The 24072-nt window shown below is 59.7% G+C and carries 20 protein-coding genes and 1 pseudogene; 5 read left to right on the forward strand and 16 right to left on the reverse strand.

All coding sequences use genetic code 11. From position 1 onward, the window contains the following. Positions 1-5: 5 nt before the first annotated feature. The 3 genes from FFH90_RS19940 to FFH90_RS19950 are packed head-to-tail and all read right to left on the reverse strand — an operon-like array spanning position 6 to position 3060. Positions 6-872, reverse strand: coding sequence for a carbohydrate ABC transporter permease (locus FFH90_RS19940; protein ID WP_064618816.1), 867 nt, complete (start codon positions 870-872; stop codon positions 6-8). Beyond that, on the reverse strand, positions 869-1966 hold the full coding sequence (locus FFH90_RS19945; protein ID WP_111454073.1) for an ABC transporter ATP-binding protein: 1098 nt from the start codon (positions 1964-1966) through the stop codon (positions 869-871). Before FFH90_RS19945 ends, FFH90_RS19940 begins: the two co-directional genes overlap by 4 nt. Further along, positions 1966-3060: an ABC transporter ATP-binding protein gene (locus FFH90_RS19950; protein WP_018925486.1), complete on the reverse strand. Its 1095-nt coding sequence runs from the start codon at positions 3058-3060 to the stop codon at positions 1966-1968. Before FFH90_RS19950 ends, FFH90_RS19945 begins: the two co-directional genes overlap by 1 nt. A gap of 280 nt (positions 3061-3340) precedes the next feature. Here FFH90_RS19950 and FFH90_RS19955 point away from each other — a divergent pair, with 280 nt between their 5' ends. Next, on the forward strand, positions 3341-5221 hold the full coding sequence (locus FFH90_RS19955; protein WP_138867911.1) for a sigma-54-dependent Fis family transcriptional regulator: 1881 nt from the start codon (positions 3341-3343) through the stop codon (positions 5219-5221). A 78-nt stretch (positions 5222-5299) separates the two neighbouring features. Here the strand turns inward: FFH90_RS19955 and cysS are convergent, their stop codons facing one another. Beyond that, complete coding sequence (cysS, locus tag FFH90_RS19960) at positions 5300-6682, reverse strand: cysteine--tRNA ligase (protein ID WP_019580054.1); 1383 nt, start codon at positions 6680-6682, stop codon at positions 5300-5302. A 20-nt stretch (positions 6683-6702) separates the two neighbouring features. Then, a complete protein-coding gene (locus FFH90_RS19965) occupies positions 6703-8403 on the reverse strand; it encodes a glutamine--tRNA ligase/YqeY domain fusion protein (protein WP_028941250.1) in 1701 nt (566 codons plus the stop codon). 262 nt (positions 8404-8665) lie between these two features. On the opposite strand from FFH90_RS19965, the gene FFH90_RS19970 reads away from it, so the two are divergent. Continuing rightward, positions 8666-9169 (forward strand): peptidylprolyl isomerase, encoded by a 504-nt coding sequence (locus tag FFH90_RS19970; protein ID WP_086944998.1) that lies wholly within the window; start codon positions 8666-8668, stop codon positions 9167-9169. Further along, positions 9166-9918: a UDP-2,3-diacylglucosamine diphosphatase gene (gene lpxH / locus FFH90_RS19975; protein WP_018925481.1), complete on the forward strand. Its 753-nt coding sequence runs from the start codon at positions 9166-9168 to the stop codon at positions 9916-9918. Before FFH90_RS19970 ends, lpxH begins: the two co-directional genes overlap by 4 nt. A 37-nt stretch (positions 9919-9955) precedes the next feature. Here the strand turns inward: lpxH and FFH90_RS19980 are convergent, their stop codons facing one another. From FFH90_RS19980 to FFH90_RS20030, 11 genes are all read right to left on the reverse strand, one after another. Then, positions 9956-11485, reverse strand: a complete 1530-nt coding sequence (locus FFH90_RS19980; RefSeq protein ID WP_018925480.1) for a DHA2 family efflux MFS transporter permease subunit — start codon at positions 11483-11485, stop codon at positions 9956-9958. A 126-nt stretch (positions 11486-11611) separates the two neighbouring features. Then, complete coding sequence (locus FFH90_RS19985; RefSeq protein ID WP_138867912.1) at positions 11612-12820, reverse strand: HlyD family efflux transporter periplasmic adaptor subunit; 1209 nt, start codon at positions 12818-12820, stop codon at positions 11612-11614. Between the two features lie 15 nt (positions 12821-12835). Next, positions 12836-14305, reverse strand: a complete 1470-nt coding sequence (locus FFH90_RS19990) for an efflux transporter outer membrane subunit (RefSeq protein WP_018925478.1) — start codon at positions 14303-14305, stop codon at positions 12836-12838. Then, on the reverse strand, positions 14295-14774 hold the full coding sequence (locus tag FFH90_RS19995; protein ID WP_018925477.1) for a MarR family winged helix-turn-helix transcriptional regulator: 480 nt from the start codon (positions 14772-14774) through the stop codon (positions 14295-14297). Before FFH90_RS19995 ends, FFH90_RS19990 begins: the two co-directional genes overlap by 11 nt. A gap of 195 nt (positions 14775-14969) precedes the next feature. Beyond that, positions 14970-16289, reverse strand: a complete 1320-nt coding sequence (locus FFH90_RS20000; RefSeq protein WP_026286361.1) for an OprD family porin — start codon at positions 16287-16289, stop codon at positions 14970-14972. Between the two features lie 191 nt (positions 16290-16480). After that, positions 16481-17314 (reverse strand): phosphodiesterase, encoded by an 834-nt coding sequence (locus FFH90_RS20005; RefSeq protein WP_138867913.1) that lies wholly within the window; start codon positions 17312-17314, stop codon positions 16481-16483. Positions 17315-17340: 26 nt separating this feature from the next. Beyond that, positions 17341-18372, reverse strand: coding sequence for an ABC transporter ATP-binding protein (locus FFH90_RS20010; RefSeq protein ID WP_138867914.1), 1032 nt, complete (start codon positions 18370-18372; stop codon positions 17341-17343). Further along, complete coding sequence (locus FFH90_RS20015; RefSeq protein WP_018925473.1) at positions 18369-19163, reverse strand: ABC transporter permease; 795 nt, start codon at positions 19161-19163, stop codon at positions 18369-18371. Before FFH90_RS20015 ends, FFH90_RS20010 begins: the two co-directional genes overlap by 4 nt. Beyond that, on the reverse strand, positions 19160-20029 hold the full coding sequence (locus FFH90_RS20020; RefSeq protein WP_138867915.1) for an iron ABC transporter permease: 870 nt from the start codon (positions 20027-20029) through the stop codon (positions 19160-19162). Before FFH90_RS20020 ends, FFH90_RS20015 begins: the two co-directional genes overlap by 4 nt. Continuing rightward, the gene (locus FFH90_RS20025) at positions 20030-21034 is read right to left on the reverse strand and encodes an ABC transporter substrate-binding protein (RefSeq protein WP_138867916.1); all 1005 of its coding nucleotides are present in this window, start codon (positions 21032-21034) and stop codon (positions 20030-20032) included. Beyond that, a complete protein-coding gene (locus FFH90_RS20030) occupies positions 21018-22037 on the reverse strand; it encodes a substrate-binding domain-containing protein (RefSeq protein ID WP_138867917.1) in 1020 nt (339 codons plus the stop codon). The genes FFH90_RS20025 and FFH90_RS20030 overlap by 17 nt, the downstream gene beginning before the upstream one ends. 340 nt (positions 22038-22377) lie before the next feature. Here FFH90_RS20030 and FFH90_RS30755 point away from each other — a divergent pair. Further along, positions 22378-23160, forward strand: a pseudogene (locus tag FFH90_RS30755) (MCP four helix bundle domain-containing protein); the annotation flags it as partial. Continuing rightward, on the forward strand, positions 23155-24018 hold the full coding sequence (locus tag FFH90_RS30760; RefSeq protein WP_371924316.1) for a methyl-accepting chemotaxis protein: 864 nt from the start codon (positions 23155-23157) through the stop codon (positions 24016-24018). The pseudogene FFH90_RS30755 and the gene FFH90_RS30760, both read left to right, overlap by 6 nt. Positions 24019-24072: the final 54 nt, after the last annotated feature.

Here is a 24072-nt window from a genome sequence, read left to right on the forward strand (position 1 = left end):
AGGCCTCACCGATTGGCGTCAGAGTGAGTCATGGCGGTGTAGAACAGCCACGACACCAACAGGATGATCAGGAAGTACACCAGCGAGAAAGCCGCCGCCGGGCCGAGGTCGAATTGCCCTACGGCCATTTGGGTCAAGGTCTGACTCAGGAAGGTCGTGGCATTGCCCGGACCACCACCCGTCAGCACGAACGGTTCGGTGTAGATCATGAAACTGTCCATGAACCGCAGCATCACCGCGATCAGCAGCACGCTCTTGAGCTTGGGCAACTGGATGTGCCGGAACACCGCCCAGGCCGACGCCCGATCGATCCGCGCCGCCTGGTAATACACGTCCGGAATCGCCCGCAGACCGGAGAAACACAACAACGCCACCAGCGACGTCCAGTGCCACACGTCCATCACCAACACCGTGACCCAGGCGTCCATGGTGTTGGCCGCATAGTTGTAGCTGATGCCCATGCCGTTGAGACTGGACCCAAGCAAGCCGATGTCGGCCCGACCGAAAATCTGCCAGATGGTGCCGACCACGTTCCACGGGATCAGCAGCGGAATCGCCAGGATAATCAGCACCAGCGACGACCAGCGGCCCTTGATCGGCATGGTCAGGGCGATGGCGATGCCCAACGGAATTTCGATCAACAACACGCAGGCGGAATAGATGAACTGGCGCAGCAGCGAGTCATGCAGCCGTGGGTCGAGCAACACCTGCTTGTACCAATCGGCGCCGACGAAATAGCGGCTGGACTGGTCGAAGATGTCCTGCACCGAATAGTTGACCACGGTCATCATCGGGATCACCGCACTGAACGCCACCAGCAGGAACACCGGCAGCACCAGCCACCAGGCCTTGTTGTTCTGCACCTTGTTCATGGCAGCACCTCCAGCAAATAATCATCGGCGTAGACCATCAGCCATTGCCCCGGGAAACTGATGTACGCCGTGCCCTCGGGCACCGGTTTGTCTTCGGCCAGGCGTACTTTCAGCAGCACGCCGTCGAGGTTCAGGGTCATGATTTTGTAGGTGCCCAGGTCCTCGACGTGTACGACCTTAGCCCGCAACGCGTCATCAAAGGCTTCCTCCCACACATGAACGAACTCCGGACGGATGCCGACCTTCAGGGTTTTCCATTCGCTGTCGGCGATCCGTTGCTGCATCGCGTGGGACAACGGCAAGTGAGTCCCGGCAAAACCGACACCGCCGGCCTGCGGCTGGACGTCGATCAGGTTCATCCCCGGGCTGCCGATGAAATAGCCGACAAAGGTGTGGCTCGGCCGTTCGAACAATTCCCGTGGCGTACCGAACTGCACGATCTGCCCGCCGTACATCACCGCGATCTTGTCGGCGAAGGTCGAGGCTTCGAGCTGATCGTGGGTGACGTAGACCATGGTGATGTTGAACTGCTCGTGGATCTGCTTGAGCTTGCGCCGCAGCTTCCACTTCAGGTGCGGGTCGATCACCGTCAGCGGTTCATCGAAGAGGATCGCCGACACGTCATCGCGCACCAGCCCACGGCCCATGGAGACTTTCTGTTTTTCATCGGCGGTGAGGTTGCGCGCCTTCTTGTGCAGCAATGCCTGAAGGTCGAGGACTTCGGCGATTTCATGCACCTTGCTGAAAATCTTCGCTTCGACCATGCCCTGATTGCGCAGCGGGAAAGCCAGGTTGTCGAACACCGTCATGGTGTCGTAGACCACCGGAAACTGGAAAACCTGGGCGATGTTGCGCTTTTCCGGGGTCAGTTCGTTGACCACTTTGCTGTCGAACATCACCTGGCCCTGGGACGGGCTGAGCAACCCGGAAATGATGTTGAGCAAGGTCGACTTGCCGCACCCCGATGGCCCGAGCAGCGCATAGGCGCCGCCCTGCTCCCAGACATGGTCCATCTCGCGGATCGCGTAATCCTCAGGGCCGGCTGGCGTGCGGGTGTAGCTGTGGGCAAGGCTCTGCAAACGGATTTCGGCCATCAGGCAACCCTCGCAATGCGGCGACCGGGCGCCTGGACCAGCCGCCCCTGCATATCGAACACAAACAGTTTATGAGTCGGGATATAGATGCGAATCGGCGCATCGACGTCGTATTCGTGCACCCCCGGCAAGTGCAGCACCAGCAGGAAATACTCGTTGCGCACGTGCAGGAAGGTTTCCGAACCGCTGATCTCGGCCACCTCGACGGTCACCGCCAGTTCCAGATCGTCATCGTTGCTCGGCACCAGCGAGATATGGCTGGGACGCACGCCGAAACGGAACTCGCCCTCGCCCACCGGACGCAGATCGACGTTCAACGGGAAGTGCACGAAATTGGCGAAACTCACTTCGTTGCCGGCAATGCGCCCCGGCATCAGGTTGATCGGTGGCTCGGAGAACAACTCCGCCGCCAGCACGGTTTGCGGCTGGTGATAGACCTCGGAGGACTTGCCGCTCTGAATCACCCGGCCTTCGTGAAGAATCGTCGTGGTGCCGCCCAGCGCCAGGGCTTCGTTGGGTTCGGTGGTGGCGTAAATCGCGATGGTATTGCGCGCCTTGAACAGCTCGCGCATTTCCTGGCGCAGCTCTTCGCGCAGCTTGTAGTCGAGGTTGACTAGCGGCTCGTCGAACAGAATCAGCTCGGCGTCCTTGACCAGCGCCCGGGCCATGGCCGTGCGCTGTTGCTGGCCGCCGGAGAGCTCCAGTGGATGGCGCTGGAGAAACTTCTCGATGCGCAGCATCTTCGCGGTTTCCAGCACCTTGCTCTGGATCAACTCATTGGCAACGCCACCCTGACGCAGCGGCGAGGCGATGTTCTCGAACACCGTCATGGTCGGGTAATTGATGAACTGCTGATAGACCATCGACACATTGCGCAAACGCACCGGGCGCTGGGTGACGTCGACGCCGTTCATCAGGATGCGGCCGCTGTCGGGTTTGTCCAGACCGGCCATCAGGCGCATGAGGCTGGTTTTGCCGGACAGCGTGCGACCGAGCAAAACGTTGAACGATCCGGGTTCGAAATTAAGGCACGCATCGTCGATCCAGGTCTGGCCTTCGATGGTGCGGCTGACATGTTCCAGGATTAGTGACATGGCTCGGCCTTTTTTTATTTTTTGAGTCAAGCGACCGGAGCTACATAGCGACATCCGTGCCAAAAATCTCAAACGTTTGATTTGGCTGGAAATCCCATCAAACAAGATAAAAATCGGATTCGTTGATGAACAGAAATGAACAACCACGAATGAACAACTGAACAATTCAACGATTGACAATGAACAAATGTGAACAACACTCTACGGATGTTTTTTGCGTGGCCCTCACGTGATGTAAAACCCATAAAAACAATAAAAGCTTGCCCAGAGATCGACCGCCATGGCCGTACCTGTCTCAAAGCGCTCCCACGACGCCATCATCCAGGACTCCTGGTCCCGCTGCCGCGCGTTCGGGCTCGATCATCAGAGCGCGCCAGCGTTCGATCAGCTACCGGCAGACGGCATCGCCCACTTGCTGGAAAGTCAGCATTCCCTGGTGCAAACCACCCATCAGGAAGTCCTGCCGTATTACGAAAACATCCTCAGCAACTCCAATTGCCTGATCATGCTCGCCGACAATCACGGCCAGGTGCTGACGTCGTGGGGTACCCAGCGTTTCATCGAGCCGAGCCTGACCCGCGGTTTCAGCGTCGGCGCCAGCTGGATGGAGCATTGCAGCGGGACCAATGCGATCGGCACCGCGCTGGCCTGCGAGCAGGCCGTGCACATTGAGCACGATGAACATTTCCTCAAGGCCAACCGCTTCATGACCGGTTCCGCCGCGCCGATTTTCGATGCCGAGCGCAAGGTGATCGCGGTGCTGGACGTGTCCAGCGACAGCTACCTGCCGCCCTCCCACACCCTGGGCATGGTCAAGATGATGAGCCAGACCGTGGAGAACCGGCTGATCCTCAACCTGTTCCACGGCCAGCATTTCCAACTGACCTTCAACACCGGGTTGAACAACCTCGACAGCCAATGGGCCGGGATGCTGATCTTCGATGAAACCGGTCAGGTACTGTCGGCCAACCGCCGGGCCGACAATCTGCTGGGCATCAGCCTGTCGCGGGTCAGCGTCGAAAGCCTGTTCAAAGTCTCGTTGATGGAACTGCTGAATCAGCCGGACGGCCTGCCGTTTTCCCTGCAAGCCTCAGGAAACAACCGTTTCCAGTGCGTGCTGAAACGACCGAAACAGGCGTCGATTCAGGCGCGGCTGTTTGCAGAAAAAAAGAGCACTGAAACGAAAAGCCCTGAAATAAAGTGCACTGAGCCCACCCTGGCAGCGCCCGCCGCGATCAGCCTCAACACCCTGCACTTTGGCGACAGCCGCGTGGAAAAAGCCGTGCGCCAGGCCGAACGTTTGCTGGAGAAGGACATTCCATTGTTGATCCACGGGGAAACCGGGGTCGGCAAGGAAGTCTTCGTCAAAGCCCTGCACCACGCCAGCTCACGCAGCAAACAACCGTTCATTGCCGTCAACTGTGCAGCGATCCCCGCCGAACTGGTGGAGTCCGAGCTGTTTGGCTACGAGAAAGGCGCGTTCACCGGCGCCAACCAGAAAGGCAGCATCGGGCTGATCCGCAAGGCCGACAAAGGCACCCTGTTCCTCGATGAAATCGGCGACATGCCGCTACCGACCCAGGCCCGGCTGCTGCGGGTATTGCAGGAACGTTGCGTACAACCGGTGGGCAGCAGCGAGTTGTTCCCGGTGGACATCCGGATCATCTCGGCGACCAACCGCTCATTGCGCGAGCAGGTGCAGTTGGGGCGGTTTCGTGAGGATTTGTATTACCGCATCGGTGGTTTGACCCTGGAACTGCCACCGCTCAGGGAACGCAGCGACAAGCAGGCACTGTTCAAGCGCTTGTGGGAACAACACCGCGAACCGTCGCAATGGGCCGGGTTGAGTCCCGAGGTGCTGGAACTGTTCAGCCGCCATCCGTGGCCGGGGAATTTGCGTCAGGTCAGCAGCGTGATGCAGGTGGCGTTGGCCATGGCCGAAGAGCAACCCGTACGGCCGGAACATTTGCCGGATGATTTTTTTGTCGATCTGGAGATGGAGCCGGTGGATACGCCGGAGCCGATAGCCGTTGATTTGAATGATGCCGAGGCATTGAATCGGCAATTGCAGGCGGCTGGGGGAAATATTTCGCACTTGGCGCGGCGGTTGGGGGTTAGTCGCAATACCCTTTACAAGCGGTTGCGCCAATTGGGGGATTGAAGGCTGCGATCTTTTGATCTTCAACCAAACAAACAAAAACCCGCACAAGGCGGGTTTTGTTTGTAGCAAACGCAGCGATCAGTCAGCCAGACGCCAGGTCGTGCCGCCCTTGCCGTCTTCCAGCACCACGCCCATGGCGGTGAGCTGGTCGCGGATGCGGTCGGATTCGGCCCAGTCTTTGTTGGCACGGGCAGTCAGGCGCGCCTGGATCAGTGCATCGACTTCAGCCGCGTCGACCCGCCCTTCGGCACCGGCCTGCAGGAAGTCATCGGCTTCAAGCTGCAACACGCCCAACACGCTGGCCAGTTCCTTCAAGCGTGCCGCCAGACCGGCCGCCGCATCCAGATCGCTCTCGCGCAGACGGTTGATCTCGCGGACCATCTCGAACAGCACCGCACAGGCTTCCGGCGTGCCGAAGTCGTCGTTCATCACCTGGGTGAAACGCTCGACGAAGGCTTCGCCACCCGCCGGTGCCACTTTCGGCAGGCCTTTCAACGCATGGTAGAAACGCTCGAGGGCGCCCTTGGCGTCCTTGAGGTTGTCTTCCGAATAGTTGATCGCGCTGCGGTAGTGGCTCGACACCAGCAGGTAACGCACGACTTCCGGGTGGTACTTGTCGAGCACGTCGCGAATGGTGAAGAAGTTGTTCAAGGACTTGGACATCTTCTCGCCATTGATGCGAATCATGCCGCAATGCATCCACGCGTTGGCGTAGGTCTTGCCGGTGGCCGCTTCGCTCTGGGCGATTTCGTTTTCGTGGTGCGGGAACTCGAGGTCGCTGCCGCCGCCATGAATGTCGAAAGTCTCGCCCAGGCAGCAGGTGGACATCACCGAGCACTCGATGTGCCAGCCCGGACGACCGTCGCCCCACGGCGATGGCCAGCTCGGCTCGCCTGGCTTGGCGCCTTTCCACAGCACGAAGTCCAGCGGGTCCTGTTTCGACTCGTCGACTTCGATTCGTGCGCCGATGCGCAGGTCTTCGATCTTCTTGCGCGACAGCTTGCCGTAGCCCATGAACTTGGCGACGCGGTAGTACACATCGCCATTGCCCGGTGCGTAGGCGTAACCCTTGTCGATCAGGGTCTGGATCATCGCGTGCATGCCCGGGATGTGATCCGTGGCACGCGGCTCCATGTCCGGTTTTTTGATGTTCAGGCGCGCTTCATCTTCGTGCATCGCCGCGATCATGCGCTCGGTCAAGGCCTCGAACGACTCGCCGTTCTCGTTGGCCCGATTGATGATCTTGTCGTCGATATCGGTGATGTTGCGCACGTAAGTCAGGTCGTAACCGCTGAACCGCAACCAGCGGGTCACCAGGTCGAACGCGACCATGCTGCGGCCATGGCCCAGGTGGCAGTAGTCGTACACGGTCATCCCGCAGACGTACATGCGCACCTTGTTGCCATCCAGCGGCTTGAAGACTTCTTTGCTCTTGGTGAGCGTGTTGTAGATCGTAAGCACGACGGTTCCTTAAGACTTGATCACTGGCCCCACGAATCACGCAGGGTCACGGTACGGTTGAATACCGGAGCGCCCGGTTTCGAGTCCTTGATATCCGCGACGAAGTAACCTTCGCGCTCGAACTGGAAACGGTCTTCCGGCTGTGCGTTGCCCAACGAGGGTTCAGCACGACAACCGGTGAGGACTTGCAGTGAGTCAGGGTTGATGTTGTCCAGGAAACTGGCGCTGTCTTCGGCCTTCTCCGGGTTCGGAGAACGGAACAGACGATCGTACAGACGCACTTCGCACTCGACGCTGGCCGCAGCCGGCACCCAGTGCACCACGCCTTTGACCTTGCGGCCTTCAGGGTTCTTGCCCAGGGTGTCCGGATCGTACGAGCAACGCAGTTCGACGATGTTGCCGTCGGCATCCTTGATCGCTTCGTCGGCACGGATCACGTAGCTGCCGCGCAGACGCACTTCGCCGTTCGGCTCCAGGCGCTTGTAGCCTTTTGGCGGCTCTTCCATGAAGTCATCGCGGTCGATGTAGATTTCACGGGCGAACGGCAGCTTGCGCACGCCGAGTTCTTCTTTCTGCGGATGACGTGGCAGTTCGAGATTCTCGACTTGGTCTTCCGGGTAGTTGGTGATCACGACTTTCAACGGACGCAGCACGCACATGGCGCGCGGGGCATTCGCGTCCAGGTCCTGACGGATGCTGAACTCGAGCATGCCGAAGTCGACCACGCCATCGGAACGGTTAGTGCCGATCATGTCGCAGAAGTTGCGGATCGACGCCGGGGTGTAGCCGCGGCGGCGGAAGCCCGACAGCGTGGACATGCGCGGATCGTCCCAGCCGTTGACGTGTTTCTCGTCCACAAGCTGCTTGAGCTTGCGCTTGCTGGTGATGGTGTAGTTGAGGTTCAGACGGCTGAATTCGTACTGACGCGGGTGCGCCGGCACCGGCAGGTTGTCGAGAAACCAGTCGTACAACGGACGATGGCTTTCGAACTCCAGGGTGCAGATCGAGTGGGTGATGCCTTCGATGGCGTCCGACTGACCGTGGGTGAAGTCGTAGTTCGGGTAGATGCACCACTTGTCGCCGGTCTGGTGGTGATGCGCGTGACGGATGCGATACATGATCGGGTCGCGCAGGTTCATGTTCGGCGAGGCCATGTCGATCTTGGCCCGCAGCACACGTGCGCCGTCCTTGAATTCGCCGGCCTTCATGCGAGCGAACAGGTCGAGGTTTTCCTCAACCGAGCGGTCGCGGAACGGGCTGTTCTTGCCCGGCTCGGTCAGGCTGCCACGGTATTCCTTGGCCTGTTCGGGGGTCAGGTCGTCGACATAGGCCTTGCCGGCCTTGATCAGCTCTACCGCCCAGTCGTGCAACTGGTCGAAATACTGCGAGGCATAGCGCACTTCACCGGACCATTCGAAGCCCAGCCATTTGACGTCGCTTTCGATCGCGTCGATGTATTCCTGGTCTTCCTTGGCCGGGTTGGTGTCGTCGAAACGCAGGTGCGTGACGCCGCCGAATTCCTGGGCCAGGCCGAAGTTCACACAGATCGACTTGGCGTGACCGATGTGCAGGTAACCGTTGGGCTCAGGCGGAAAACGGGTAACGATCTGCGTGTGCTTACCCGAGTCCAGGTCCGCCTGGATGATCGGGCGCAGGAAATTGACCGGCACGGCAGGGCCGGTCTTGGAATTCGAGGTAGGGTCGACAGTGGGCTTGCTCATAGGATCCTTGAACGTACAAGTGCGCGGCCAGTTGGCCAAATCAAAGCGGCTGTTATAAATCAAAGGGGCTTATCATAGCCGATGCTGTCAAGTGGCTGACAGAGCAGGCCGGCAATCGGTTGCATTTAATCGGCCGGCGATGAAAAACAGCCTCGAAATTCGCGTGCGGCACGCTAAACTGCGCACCTTGGCCGACACTGGCCGGACCGGTTGAGGGCTGTAGAGCCCCGAAACCCACGAATTCTTAGAATGAGTACCCATCATGACCAAAGTCAAACTGTCTACCAACTTCGGCGACATCGTCCTGCAACTGAACGCTGAAAAGGCACCGCTGACCGTTGCCAACTTCATCGAATACGTCAAGGCCGGTCACTACGAAAACACTGTTTTCCACCGCGTCATCGGTAACTTCATGATCCAGGGCGGCGGTTTCGAGCCTGGCATGAAAGAAAAGAAAGACAAGCGCCCAAGCATTCAGAACGAAGCCGACAACGGCCTGCCGAACAAGAAGTACAGCGTTGCCATGGCCCGCACCATGGAGCCGCATTCGGCTTCCGCGCAATTCTTCATCAACGTGGCTGACAACAGCTTCCTGAACCACAGCGCCAAGACCGTTCAGGGCTGGGGCTACGCGGTATTCGGCGAAGTGGTTGAAGGCACCGACGTCGTCGACAAGATCAAAGGCGTGGCCACCACCTCCAAGGCCGGTCACCAGGACGTACCTGCAGACGACGTGATCATCGAGAAAGCCGAGATCATTGAGTGATACTGCTGATTTCAGACTTGCATCTGGAAGAGGAGCGCCCGGACATTACCCGGGCGTTTCTGGATTTGCTCGCTGGACGCGCCCGCTCGGCGAGTGCGTTGTACATTCTGGGCGACTTTTTCGAGGCGTGGATTGGCGACGATGCCATGACAGCCTTCCAGCGTTCCATCTGCCAGGCCCTGCGTAATTTGAGCGACAGCGGCACGGCCATTTTCCTGATGCACGGCAATCGCGACTTCATGCTCGGCAAGGCCTTCTGCAAAGCGGCCGGCTGTACCTTGCTCAAAGATCCGAGTGTCGTGCAGTTTTACGGCGAGCCGGTGCTGTTGATGCACGGCGACAGCCTCTGCACCCGCGACGTAGGTTATATGAAGCTGCGGCGCTACCTGCGTAACCCGATCACCCTGTTCATCCTGCGCCATCTGCCTTTGGGCACACGGCATAAACTGGCGCGCAAGCTGCGCAGTGAAAGCCGTGCGCAAACGCGGATGAAGGCCAATGACATTGTCGATGTCACGCCGGAAGAAGTGCCGCGGGTCATGCAGGCCTATGGTGTGAAAACCTTGATCCACGGCCACACCCATCGCCCCGCCATCCACAAGTTGCAGATTGGCGAGCAGGCGGCCAAGCGCATTGTGCTGGGGGATTGGGACCGTCAAGGCTGGGCGTTGCAGGTGGATGAGCAAGGGTTTGCGTTGGCGCCGTTTGATTTCACCCCGCCGCCGCAATTGGCAGCACCTTCAGCCTGATCGTTCCCACGCTCTGCGTGGGACCGATCTTCCTGCCTCAGTGGCCGGAAGCAGCCGGCCCCGCCTTCGCCGCAAACGGCGGTTTCGCCAGCCATACCAGCAGAATCAAGCCCATGAACGCCCACCCCAGCAACGTGAAGTAATCCACGGTGGAGAGCATGTACGCCTGGCTGGTCAGTACATGATCCAGTTGCGCGTAGGCCGGGTTGCCCGCCCCGCCCAGCGTGTTCAACGCCTCCCGGGTTGCCGGCTCATAGGTGGTGATGCTTTCACTCAGATACGCATGGTGCTGATCGGCCCGGCGAATCCAGATCCAGGTGGTCAACGACGCCGCAAAACTGCCGCCCAGGGTCCGCAGGAAGGTCGCCAGCCCCGCGCCGTCGGCAATCTGGCTCGGCGGCAGGTCCGACATCAAAATGCTCAAGGTCGGCATGAAGAACAGCGCCACGCCAATGCCCATGAACAGCTGCACCAGGGCGATGTGCTGGAAGTCCACTTCGTTGGTAAACCCGGCGCGCATGAAACAACTCAAACCGATGCACAGGAACGCGCCACCGGCCAGCAATCGCAGGTCGAATTTGTGCGCGTACCTACCGACAAACGGCGACAACACCACCGGCAGAATGCCGATCGGTGCCACCGCCAGGCCAGCCCAGGTGGCGGTGTAGCCCATCTGGGTTTGCAGCCATTGCGGCAGGATCAGGTTGATGCCGAAGAACCCGGCGTATCCGCCCACCAGCACGATGGTGCCGATGCGGAAGTTGCGGTAGGCGAACAGCCGCAGGTTGACCACCGGGTGTTTGTCGGTCATTTCCCAGATCACGAACACCGCCAGCGCAATTACCGAAATAGCTGCGCCGATGATGATGAAATTCGACTCGAACCAGTCCAGGTCATTGCCCTTGTCGAGAATCACCTGCAACGCGCCAACGCCAATGATCAAGGTGATCAGACCCACGTAATCCATCGGCTGGTAACTGGTCTCCACCGGGCGCGCCTTGAGTTGCTGGCGCACCACCATCACGGCGAAAACCCCGATCGGCACGTTGATGAAGAAGATCCACGGCCAGCTGTAGCTGTCGGTGATCCAGCCACCGAGGATGGGACCTGCAATCGGCGCCACCACCGTGACCATCGCCAGCAACGCCAGGGCCATGCCGCGCCTCGCGGGCGGATAGACCGCGATCAACAGCGTCTGGGTCATGGGGTACAACGGCCCGGCCACCAGGCCTTGCAGTACCCGAAAGCCGATCAGCTCCGGCATCGAAGTCGAGATACCGCACAGAAACGACGCCAGCACGAACAGCATCGTCGCCCAGAGAAACAGTTTCACCTCACCAAAGCGCCGGCTGAGCCAACCCGTCAGCGGCAGCGCGATGGCGTTGCTCACGGCAAACGAGGTGATCACCCAGGTGCCCTGCTCCGAACTCACGCCCAGGTTGCCGGAAATCGTCGGCAAAGCCACGTTGGCGATGGTGGTGTCGAGCACTTGCATGAACGTCGCCAGCGACAGGCCGATGGTGCTGAGCACCAGGCTGGGCGGCGAGAAAGAGGCGTTATGGCTCATCGCGAATCCTTTGGAGCTGAATTTTTTGGAGCGGGATTGGCACAGCGCCTGTTACTGACGCAGCTGACCTTGTGGGAGTGAGTGTGGAGAGGGAGCTCACTCCCACAGGGTCGGTGTGATGGCGAATCAGCGGTGCGCGGTTTTGCTGACCGCGGCGCTGTTATCGTGGATCAATTGGGTGATCATCGCGTCGGCCTCGACCAACTGACGGTCATACACATTGGTACTGAACGAAGCCTTTTGCGGTGGCTGTTGCGCCAACACCGGACCGCTCTGGTCACGCAGGTTCACCTCGACCTGAGTCGACAGGCCGACCCGCAACGGGTGCTTGGCCAGTTCTTCGGCATTGATGTGAATCCGCACCGGCACCCGCTGCACGATCTTGATCCAGTTACCGGTGGCGTTCTGCGCCGGCAGCAAGGCAAACGCACTGCCGGTCCCGGCACCGAGGCTGTCGATGGTGCCGCTGTATTTGACGTTGCTACCGTAGAGATCGGCTTCAATGTCCACCGGCTGACCGATGCGCATGTCACGCAGTTGGGTTTCCTTGAAATTCGCGTCGATCCACAGCTGATCCAGCGGAATCACCGCCATCAGCGCGGTGCCCGGCTGGACACGCTGACCGAGTTGCACGGTACGTTTGGCGACATAACCGGTGACCGGCGCGATCAAGGTGCTGCGGGCATTGTTCAGGTACGCCTGACGCACTTGCGCAGCGGCGGCCATCACGTCCGGGTGCGACGACACCACTGTGTCATCGACCAGCGCGCTGGTGGTCTTGAGCTGTTGTTGGGCGTTGGCCAGGGCGTTCTGCGCCGAGGTCAGGTCATCACGGGCGTGGGACAGCTCTTCCTGGGAAATCGCCCCGCCGGCAGCGAGGTTTTTCCGCCGATTGAAGTTCTCCTGAGCCTTTTGCACTTCGGCCTGCTGCGCATTGACCTGGGCTTTCATGCCGTCGACGTTACTGTACAAACCGCGCACCTGGCGCACAGTGCGGGCCAGGTTGGCCTGGGCGCTTTGCAGACCGACTTCGGCGTCGTTCGGATCGAAGTTGATCAGCACCTGGCCTTCATGGACCAAATCGCCATCGTCGGCGCCGATGCTGACCACGGTGCCGATGACCAGCGGCGTGATTTCCACCACGTTGCCGTTCACATAGGCGTCGTCGGTGCTTTCGCTCCAGCGGCCGAAGAATTGGTGATAACCCCAGACGCCGGCTCCGGCGAGGATCACCATGATGGTCAGGACAAACAGCATCACTTTGCGCTTGCGCGGGTTGCTCGTGTCTTGACCGTTGTCAGGCGTTGGGGTTGGAGTTGTATCGGCAGTGGCCATGACAAGTACCTTGAATTAGTTGTGCTGCGTGGCTGGGGTTGCGTTGGCGGCGGTCAGGGTTTCGCCCTGAAATCCGCCACCCAGCGCTTGCATCAGTTGGATCGACAGGTCGATTTGCTCGGCATTCAGGTTGGCCAGCTGACGCTGGGCCTGGAGCAACTGCTGCTCGATGCTGAGCACGTCGAGGTAGTTGCCGATGCCGGAACCGTAGCGCTGGACCACGGTGTTGTAAGAATCCCGGGCGATGTCGGTGGCGTGTTGCTGGGCACCGATTTGCCGGCCGATATCGTGCAACTGGTTGATGGTGTCGCTGACATCGCCCAAGGCTTTCACCAGGCTTTTGTTGTACTGCGCCACCGCGAGGTCGTAATCGGCGTCGCGGGAATCGAGGTCGGCACGCAGGCGGCCGCCGTCGAAAATCGGCACCGAGATCGTTGGAGCGATGTTGAAGAAACGGCTCGCCGATCCAAACATCGCATCGCCCAGTAAAGATTCGGCACCCGCCGCCGCGCTCAAGTTCAAGTTGGGATAGAACTGTGTTTTGCCAGCGGCGATGTTCTTGCTCGCGGCCTCGACCCGCCAGCGCGCGGCCACGAGGTCGGGACGACGACCGAGCAGTTCGGCCGGCAATACCGACGGCAATGCAACGGCGCTGGCCTGAAGGACTTTCGGCCGGGCGATTTCGTTGCCGCGATCCGGGCCTTTGCCCAGCAGCACCGCCAAGGCGATTTTCGCGCTTTGCAGGCGTTTCTCGGCGTCGATCAGGCTGGCTTCGGCGCTGGCTTCAAGGCTTTCGGTTTGCTGGAACTGGTACTGACTGTCGATCCCCGAGCTCAGGCGACGCTGGCTGAGGTCGAGCATTTGTTTGGTGCGTTTGAGGTCTTCGCTGGCCAGGTCATGGATGATGTGCGCCTGCCCCAGATCGCTGTAGGCACGGGCGACGTCGGCGGACAAGGTCAGTTGCGCGGCCTGCTGATCGACTTCGGCGGCGCGGGCCTGGCCCAACGCGGCTTCCCAGGCATCGCGCTGGCCGCCCCAGAGGTCGAAGGTGTAATTGAAGCTGGCGCCGAGATTACGCACAGTGGAGTAAGTGCCACCCTGCCCGCTCGGGTCTTTGTCGCGGGCCAGACGCGAACGGCTGACACCGGCATTGGCATCGAGGGTGGGCATCCGTGCAGCATCGGCGGCGTAGGCGGCAGCACTGGCCTGGTGAGCGCGGGCGTCGGCGATTTGCATGTCGGGGCTGTCGTGCAGGGCTTCGCGGATCAGGCCGTCGAGCTGCGGGTCGCCGAGGCTTTTCCACCAGTCGCTTTTCGGCCATGCGGCGGGTGTCAGGGTCACGCCATTGAGCGACTGCCCGGCCTTGAGGTTCTTCGCATCGAGGCTGACGCCTTCGGTGCTCAGGCCACTGTAACTGGCGCAACCGGCGACGCTCATGGCCAACAGCACCAGGCTCAGTCCGGTACGCAGGCGTTTACTGTTCATTGCCACCTACCCGCAGCAAGGTGATCGAGTCACCCGCCGCTACCAGGATTTTCTTCAGGATGTGTTCCAGGGCTTTCAATTCTTCCGGGGTGATGGCCCCGGCCAGTTCATTCATGGCATCGGCGCCGATTTCCGGCAGACGGTCAGTCAACTGTTGACCTTGTTCGGTCAGCACCAGTTGCACCTGACGGCGGTCTGCTTCGGAGCGTTGGCGGGCGAGGAAACCTTTCTGTTCCAGACGATCGAGCATGCGGGTCATCGAACCACTGTCCAGCGACAGGTGGCGGCACAGCTCGGCCGGGGTATCGACGCCGAACTGGGCCATGATGATCAACACTTTGAACTGCGCGGCGGTGATGCCGTGGGGTTCCATGTGAGTGTCGATGATCCGGTCCTTGAGCAGCGCGGCGCGTCCGAGCAAGAGGCCGAGATGGCAATTATGGAAATCGTATGAGGAGAAATGTTTCATCTGGCCACCGATTAGCTGCCTAGGCAGTGAATGTATGTCGAGATATTACTGCTTAGGCAGCCAATGTCAACGCAATAGTTAGGATGCTTTGTATTTAGCTGATCGGCGGCGGGGGGATAGAGTGGTCAATCGTCGGCAGGAACAGGTTCACCCACATGATCGTGAACCTGTTCGCCGATGGGCTTGAAGGCGGGCTTACATCAGGGGAATGGAATAGCTCACGATCAGGCGATTCTGATCCTGATTGCGGGCGATATCGCTGCGTGACATTGCGTTGCGCCAGCCGAAACCGACGTTCTTCAACGCGCCACTTTGAATCACATAATCCAGGGAGATATCTCGCTCCCATTCGCTCGCGTCCTGGCCGCTTGTCGTCTGGATGTTGTTGCCCTTGAGATACATGACCGACGCCTTCAGACCCGGAACTCCCACGGCCGCGAAGTCGTAGGCATATTGCGCGAATGCGGTCCGTTCGCCGGCCTGGATGAAGGTTTGAATGGTGCGGTCGGTGTACAGATAAAGACTGGCGCCGCCCTCGCCTTTGTCGACCAGCCCGCCTTGATTGAGTTGAGCAAAGTTGCTGTCATCGGAAACGCTTTGATAACCCGCTGTAATGGCATGGCCGCCTAACGAGTAAATGAATGCCGCACTCCAGGTATCGTTGTCGATTTCACCCGTCCCGCCTTTGGTATAACCACCTAACTTGTAACCACTGGCACGCCCGGCGGCACTGCTGTTCTTGCCATCGGAAGTGGTCTTGAAATATCGCAAGTCGGTTTTCAGCGAGCCGTACTCACCCAACGGCAGTACATGCAATACACCGGCGAAGTGCTGTTGGTAATAGTCTTCAAGGTTGGCGTAGTAATACTGGGCAGTCAGGTCTTTAGTCAGTTTGTAATCAGCGCCGGCGAAGGTGAACTTGTTGCTTTCCTGGTTGGCACCCGCTACCGCCAGGCCGGCACTGTCGCTGGAACCGCGGCCAGTGGCATGCTCAAGTTGGCCGGCGGTAAAGGTCAGATTATCGAGTTCGTTGCTGGTGACCTGACCGCCTTCAAAGGTTTGCGGCAGCAGTCGACCATCGTTCGCCACCAGAATCGGCAACTTTGGCTGCAAGGTGCCGTAGCGCAACTCGGTCTTGGAGAACCGCATCTTTGCCGTCGCGCCGGCACGCGCCCATTGATCCGCGGCCTTATCGCCATCACTGGGAATCATTGAACTGCCGACATGCCGTCCTTCACCGCTGTCGAGCTTGATCCCAAGCAAACCGATCGCATCCAGACCGAAACCCACCGTACCGTCGGTGAACCCCGACTGATAGTTGAGCATGAAGCCTTGGCCCCATTCTTCAGTTTTCGACGGCGCGGCGGCACCGTCGCGGTTATCGTTATTGAAATAGAAGTTACGCAAGTTCAAGTTGGCTTTGCTGTCATTAATAAAATCAGCAGACGCCAAGGGACTCAGGGCCATGCCCAAACCGCCGGTCAAAAAACTTAATACTTGAAACGAGGCTTTCATCAGGGCGAACTCCAGCGCAGAAACCATGTTCTGTGCGCAGTAAAAAGACAGCAGGAAGCAACGGGCCCACCAATGGATAAGCCCGCGCATTAAGTCATCATTGAGATAAACGTCATGTAACCGTACTAAGTGGCCGTCGTTAAAACCTCCCCAAGCTAAATAAGCACAGCACCGTCATCGTCCTGGCGTTATCAGTCGATCAATCCATGATCGTCATAAAACGGATAAGGCCCGGCGTATTCACCGAACACGGCGTTGTGGGTCACCAGACCTTGTTGCGGATGCCAGCGATGTACCAGGTACCCCGCCGGCTCCAGATTGAAATGTGCGGGCGCGGATGCCTCCAGATCCAGCACGATCTGGTGGGAAGTGCCGGGGCACACACAACTCAACGAGCCGCCGAAGCGACGCTGCATGGGCCGATGCAGATGCCCACAAAGTAAGCGCTCTACCTGCGGATGGCGAGCGACGAGCGCTTCCAAAGCAGCGGTATTGATAAACGGCTCGTGGTCCATGTGGCCGATGCCCGTGATAAAGGGCGGATGATGGAGAATCAACAGCGTCGGTACATGGGGGCGACGGGACAATTGCTCATCGAGCCAGCGCAACTGGCTGTCCAGCAATTGACCGCCATGGGCGCCCGGCCGGGTCGAGTCCAAGCCGATCAGGCGTACCGGATGCTCCTCGACCACCCAGTCGAGCGGCGCGTTGGCGTTAGTCGGCAAATAAGTGTGATGGGTAAATCCCGCCAGTAGCTGCTCGCGATGATCGTGATTGCCGGGAACCAGATAGACAGGCATCTGCAATCGCGCCAGTTCGCGCTTGAGCAGCGCGTATTCATCGGCACGGCCGAAATCCACCAGGTCGCCGCTGATGACCACGATGTCAGGGCGCGGTTGGCTGGCATTCAAATGATCCACCGCGCGCCGCAACGCGCCCAGACAATCGACCACGCCATAGGTCAGCTTTTGATCGGCTTTAAGGTGCAAATCGCTGATCTGCGCAATAAGAAACGGACTGTTCAAAATAAGTGCTCTTTAAACAAAAAACATCACGAATGCAGGGTGAACAACACGTGTGGCTCGATGGCCAGGGCAATCAGAGCGCCAGTGGCATGAATGACGCCGTCAGCGCTGTCGACCAGCAATGGCTGCCCGGCCCCGACGTCCACCAACAGGCGACTTTGCGCCCCCTGGAAAAACTGCCCGACCAGACGACCGCGCACATGCCCGGCACCATCCATCACCCGCAAATGCTCAGGACGGCAGTACACCGTCGTCGGCACAGGGATCCCCTTCCAGGGCAACTCGCCACCGCTGACCTTCAAGCCATGGGCGGTCGGTTCGATCACCGGGAACGCATTGAGGTTGCCGACGAAACTGGCGACAAACGCGTTGGCGGGTTGCTGATAGATGTCTCGTGGCGTGGCCAGTTGTGCGATGCGTCCGCGCTCCATGACCAGGATCCGGTCCCCCAGCGCCATGGCCTCGCCCTGGTCGTGCGTCACAAACACCGAGGTAATGCGCAAGCTGCGCAGCAGTTGATCCAGCTCGCTGCGCAGCCGTTCGCGCAACTGCGTATCCAGCGCTGCCAACGGCTCATCAAGCAGCAACACCCGAGGCCGGGGGGCCAACGCACGGGCGAGTGCCACCCGCTGACGCTGGCCGCCGGACAACTCGTGAATGCGGCGTTTGCCGTGATCCTGCAGGCCGACCAGTTCCAGTAACTCGGCGCAACGCTTGTTGCGTTCGGCGGGCGACAGGCCTCTTATCTTCAGGCCGTAAACAATATTGCCGGCCACGTCCAGGTTCGGAAACAACGCGTAATTCTGAAACACCATGCCCACGTCGCGGCGCTCGATCGGCAGGCGTGTGACGTCACTGTCGGCAAAGAAAATCTGCCCGACATCCGGGCGTTCAAGGCCGGCGATCATGCGCAACGTGGTGGTTTTACCGCAACCGGACGGGCCAAGGATCGCCAAGGTTTCCCCGGCCTCGATAGTCAGGTTCAAATCATCTACAGCAACGGTGCCGTCAGAGAACGCCTTGCGGCAACCCTGCAGGCGAATAGTGGTTCCAGTCATCGACGCTCTCCACGAGAAAGACGGGCGCTGATGGCTTGCAACGCAATCAGCAGCGGCACGATCATCAACAGAAATATGAGGGTGTAGGCGCTGGCCACTTCCAGCCGCGCCGAGGCATAGCTGTCGGCCAGGCCCACCGGCAAGGTCTTGGTCATCGGTGTGTGGAGCATCCAGGTCAGGTTGAACTCACCCAGCGACAGGGTGACGACCATCAACACTCCGGCCAGTATCCCGGCCCGACAATTGGGCACCACCACACTGAAGAAACGCTTGATCGGCCCGGCACCGAGGCTCGCCGCCGCCTCTTCGAGCGTCGGCAATTGCTGGCGCTGCATCACCGCCATTACTGGGCGCACCAGAAATGGCAAGGTAAACAGCACATGACCCACCAGGATAAACAGCCAACTGCTGCGAAACTCGCCGAATTGCCCGTAGGTCAGCAGCAACGCCAAGGCACTGGCCAAGCCCGGCATGGCCACGGGCAACACCATCAGCTCTTCAAATGCACGGCTGAAGCGGTTGTTCATCCGCACCAGGGCATAAGCCGCCGGCACGCCGATCACGCAAACACACACGGCACAGGCAACCGCCAACCGCAGTGATAACCAGACCGTCGGCGAGTAGCTTTGCCAGACCTGAATCAACCAGTCGAACGTCAGGCCACTGGACACCCCGACGAAGTAATTGCGCGTCAGCCCCGCCAGCAATGACATCAGCACCGGCACCAACATGAAGGCACAGACCAGCAGGGTAAAAACCAGCTGTGCGATAAACAGCGTTGTTCGTTTCACAAAACCGTCCCCGACTGTTTGGCCACGCGCCGTGCCAGCAACAGCACCGCCCAGGTGACTGCTCCGAGGATGACCGACAGCGCAGCGGCCACGGTGAAATTGGCGTAGTTGGTGAACACGTTATAGATGGCCACGGGGGTCACGTTCAGCCGCGTGCCCAAGGTGAACGCAGTGCCGAAAGCGCCCATCGACGTCGCGAAACAAATGGCGCCGCAGGATACCAGCGCGGGGGCCAACCCCGGCACGATCACGTCGCACACCACCCGCCAATGTCCGGCGCCGAGTGAGTGCGCGGCTTCTTCCAGGCTGCGATCCAGGCTTTCACACGCGGCCATCACCGTGAGAATCACCCGCGGAATCGAGAAGTACAGATAACCGATGAACAGCCCCGTCAGCGAGTAAGCGAAAATCCAGCGCTCACCCGCCAGCCCCAGACCGAGCGAGGCGAACAGGCCTTGTCGACCGGCCAGCAGAATCACCAGAAAGCCGACCACCACCCCGGGAAACGCCAGCGGAAACGTCAGCAGCGCAACTAACGCCGAGCGACCGAAGAACTGCTGGCGAGCGAGAAACACCCCGCTGATGCCACCGACCAACAACGCCGCCAGTGTCACCAACGCCGCAAGGAGACAGGTCTGCACCAGGCTGCCAAGGTATTGCGCACTACTGAGCACTTGCCAATAGCCACTGTCGCTGCCCTCGCGCCCCTGCCCACCCAGCACAATCAAATGCGCCAGCGGCAACAGCCAGAACGCGAGCAGAACCGCTGCCGCCGGGGCCAGCGCCCAGGCAACCGTTGGTCGCAAGCGCTGCAAAACATCGTGGCGGGACGAGACGTCCTGCACGTTGAGCGGCACAGTCGTCACTTACTTGACCTCACTCAGATAGCGCGCAGCAAAGGCTTCCTGCACCGCCGCCATTTTTTCGTAATCGACCACGCCGGCGCGGGCATAGTCACTGTCCGGAAGGAACTGCGCGGCGACGTCGGCCGGCATCTTCATCTCACGAACCGGACGCAGATATGCCTTGGCCCACAACGCCTGCCCCTGGTCGGACAGCACAAAATCCAGGACCTTTTCGGCGTTGGTGCGATGCGGTGCATTGTCGACCACGCTCATCACGTAAGGCACGCTGATGCTGCCTTCCCTGGGGATCACGAAAGCGACGTTCGCCTTGTCTTTGTAGCGCGCACGGTAAGCGTTGAAGTCGTAGTCGACCAGAATCGGCAGCTCACCGGAAAGCACCCGCGCATACGCGGTTTGTTTCGGCACGATGGGCGCGTTTTTCGCCAGTTTCTGGAAGTAATCAATGGCCGGCGCGAAGTTATCCAGGGTCCCGCCCATCGCCTGATTAATGGCGACCGCGGACACGTAACCGACGAATGCACTGGATGGATCGAGGTAGCCGACCATGCCTTTGTACTCAGGCTTGAGCAGATCAGCCCAGCTCTGCGGCACCGGCAAGCCACCCAGCGCATCGACGTTGACCATGATTCCCAACGTGCCGGAATGAATTGCAAACCAGTGCCCCTGCGGGTCTTTCAACCCCGTCGGAATCTGCTCCCAGCCTTTGGGTTTATAAGTCCCGACGACTCCGGCTTTTTGTGCCTGTAAACCGAATGTCACGCCGTAATACACCACGTCCGCCACCGGCGCGGCGTGCTCGGCAACCAACTGCGCCAGAGCCTGGCCAGAGTTTTTATTGTCCAGCGGTACCTGCACACCTGTGGTGTCGGCAATGGCCTTGAGTTGAGTGCCCCAATCTGCCCATTCCGGTGGACAGTTGTAGCAAATCGCCGTTTCAGCGGCCTGGGCCAGGCTGGCCACACCGCACAGCCATAACGCAGCCAGGGTTTTAGTGAAGCGGGTCATCGAGTTTCTCCTCGTAGGGTTGAGTACTTTCGCCTGGCCGGACATGGCAAGGCAGGCAATGGGAAACCGGGGCAGCGCCAGCAATTTGTGCCAGCAATTGGTCAATGACCGTGCTGGCCAGCGTTGCAATTGGCTGCACCACGCTGCACAGCGTGGGGTGCATTTGCGTGCCCAGGGCGATACCGTCGAAACCGATCACTGACAGCTGCCCAGGCACATTCCAGCCGTGTCGGCGCAGTTCGGCGATCAGGCTGATCGCCAGCAAATCGTTGGAACAAACCAACGCGCTGGGCGCCTGTGGTCCGGACAAAAAAGGTTCAAGGGCGGCGAAATCGGCTTGGGTATGGGCGGGCATTTCGATCACCGGCAAGCTGTCGAGGCCGTGCTCACGCATCGCGTCGCCATAACCGGCGTAACGCAGACGGGCACGGTCAGACTGCAAGGCCGGGCCGGCGACCATGCCAATGCGCCGATGCCCAGCGTCCAGCAAATAGCGCGTGGCCAGTGCCATCCCGGCGCGGTTGTCGACCGACACCGCGCTGTAATCGGGATTGCTCGGTTGGTGATAAGCCAGCACAAACGGCGTGTCCTCGCTGGCGAGGCTTTGCAGCACGCGGTTGCTTTCGGCATCGGTAACGGTCAGCACCAGCCCGTCAACCCGCTGGCGCAACAACTCCTCGACCACCGCGCTTTCACGCTCGCTGTTGTAATCGGTGGTCGCCAGCAACAAATTGTAGCCACGCAAACGCGCGGCCCGCTCCATTGCCTGGAATTGCTCGGCGAACACCGGATTGAGGAGATTGGGGACCACCACCCCGATCAGGTTGGTGGTTTGCAAACGCAGTTGACGGCCGAGGCGATTGGGCCGAAAACCCAGTTCGCGGGCAGCGGCGAACACTTGCTCGCGGGTCGCCGGACGCACCACTTCAGGGGAGGCGAAGGTCCGCGCGGCAGTCGCCCGCGATACACCTGCCAGTCGTGCAACTTGTTTCAAATCAGTCATTGTCGCTCGCTTGAGATCGATCTCATTCGCGAGAACATTACTCAGCGAACATGGCGTTCATGCGATTAAAAGATGACATTTTGATGTCAATCGCGGCATCCGATTACGCCCCACCCGCTCAACGGATTTGAGCACAGGCGCACCTGTCAGACCTTCAGCGATCCCGCAGAAATAGACTGGGTGTGTTTCCTCCCCCCACGTCCAGAGTCCGTGATGTCTTGCTCTGGGCTACGAGCGAAAAAATGATAAATGTTCTAGTTAGTTAATTATTGCGATGCCATTATGGTGGCGATTAATCCCCACTGATCAAACCCATACAAACTCCAACCGAGTTCACTGAATGAACATCCTGAGCCGCTCTGAATTCTCGACCAAACTGCTGACAGCGTTTGTTTTCTGCGCCTTGATTACTCTACTCGTAGGCGCCGGTAGCATCCTGAGCATTAATCGGTTGTCCACGGCGCTGGCGTTGACCTTTTCTGACAACCTCGTGTCAGTGGGCAAAATCGGGGAAACCCTGAGCAGCCTCACCGCGCACAACCGTGGGATGTATCGTCTGCTTGATGGGCAAAGAGGCGTGTTACCGGACAGCGAAAATCACCGCCTGCACGAAGCGCTGGTGACTGATTTGAACACTGCAAAAAATGCCTACGCCAGCTACCGTGCGACGCCACTGCAGGACGATGAGCGCGCGGCGGGTGACAAACTGGACCTGGTCTGGCCGACCTACATCAGCACATCACAAAAGATTGTCGAACTGATAGACGCCAAAAATCTGGACCAGGCCGCCGTCATCCTCAACGGCACCAATAACATCGCGTTCAGTGAAGCGCGAAGCCTGATACGGGTGATGGTTGATTCCAACAACCGACAGATAGGCGAAGGCGCTGCTGAGGCGGAAGCGTTGCACCGCACCGCCATACTGTCGTTGACGACCGGGATCATCATTGCGTTCGTCCTGGCAATCGCCCTTGGCGTCTTCATCACCCGCATGATCACACGTCCATTGGCGCTGGCCGTGTCTTACGCACAGGAGATTGCAGGTGGGGACCTCACCCGAGCCATCAGCGGCAACAGCCACGACGAAGCAGGCCAGTTGCTCAATGCCATTTCTGCGATGCAAGGGGGCCTGAAGCGTACCCTCACACAAATCGCCAACGCATCGGATCAACTGGCCTCAGCCGCCGAAGAACTGTCAGCTGTGACCGAAGAAAGCACACGCGGGTTAACCCGTCAGAATGATGAAATCCAGCAGGCTGCCACGGCGGTCAACGAGATGACCGCTGCGGTTGAAGAAGTAGCACGTAACGCCGTCACTACTTCACAAGCCTCAAGCAGCGCCAGTAGCGACGCCATTAACGGTCAGTCACAAGTCAAACAGACCGTGACAGGCATCACCCACATGGTGGCCGAAATCACCGATTCCAACCAGGCAGTGACCGAACTGGCCGGCAATGTCCGGGAGATCAGCAAGGTGCTGGACGTGATTCGCAGCATTGCCGAACAGACCAATCTGCTGGCCTTGAATGCCGCTATCGAAGCGGCCCGTGCGGGAGAGCAAGGTCGTGGTTTTGCCGTGGTGGCCGACGAAGTTCGTGCCTTGGCCCATCGCACCCAGGCCTCCACCGTGGAAATCGAAGGCATGATCAGCACTGTGCAACGCGGGGCCGACGGGGCCGTGAACGCCATGGGCAAGAGCCTGGCACTGGCCACTCAAACCCAGGACCTGGCGCAGGACGCCGGTTCGGCGTTGCAGAAGATTACGGACGGCGTTTCGATCATCAACGAACGCAATCTGGTGATTGCCTCCGCCTCCGAAGAGCAGGCCCAGGTCGCACGGGAAGTGGACCGTAACCTGACGAACATCCAAGACCTGTCGACCCAGAGTACCGCGGGGGCCAATCAGACGGCGGCCGCTAGCCAGGAGCTGTCTCGCCTGGCCGGTTCGTTCAGCACCTTGGTCGCCCAGTTCAAACTCTGAGCGCCGCCGCCCCACTCCCGCAAGGACCACACCGGACCGTGTGGGGCGGACCTG

The sequence above is a fragment of the Pseudomonas sp. ATCC 43928 genome, assembly GCF_005938665.2.
GTDB lineage: Bacteria > Pseudomonadota > Gammaproteobacteria > Pseudomonadales > Pseudomonadaceae > Aquipseudomonas.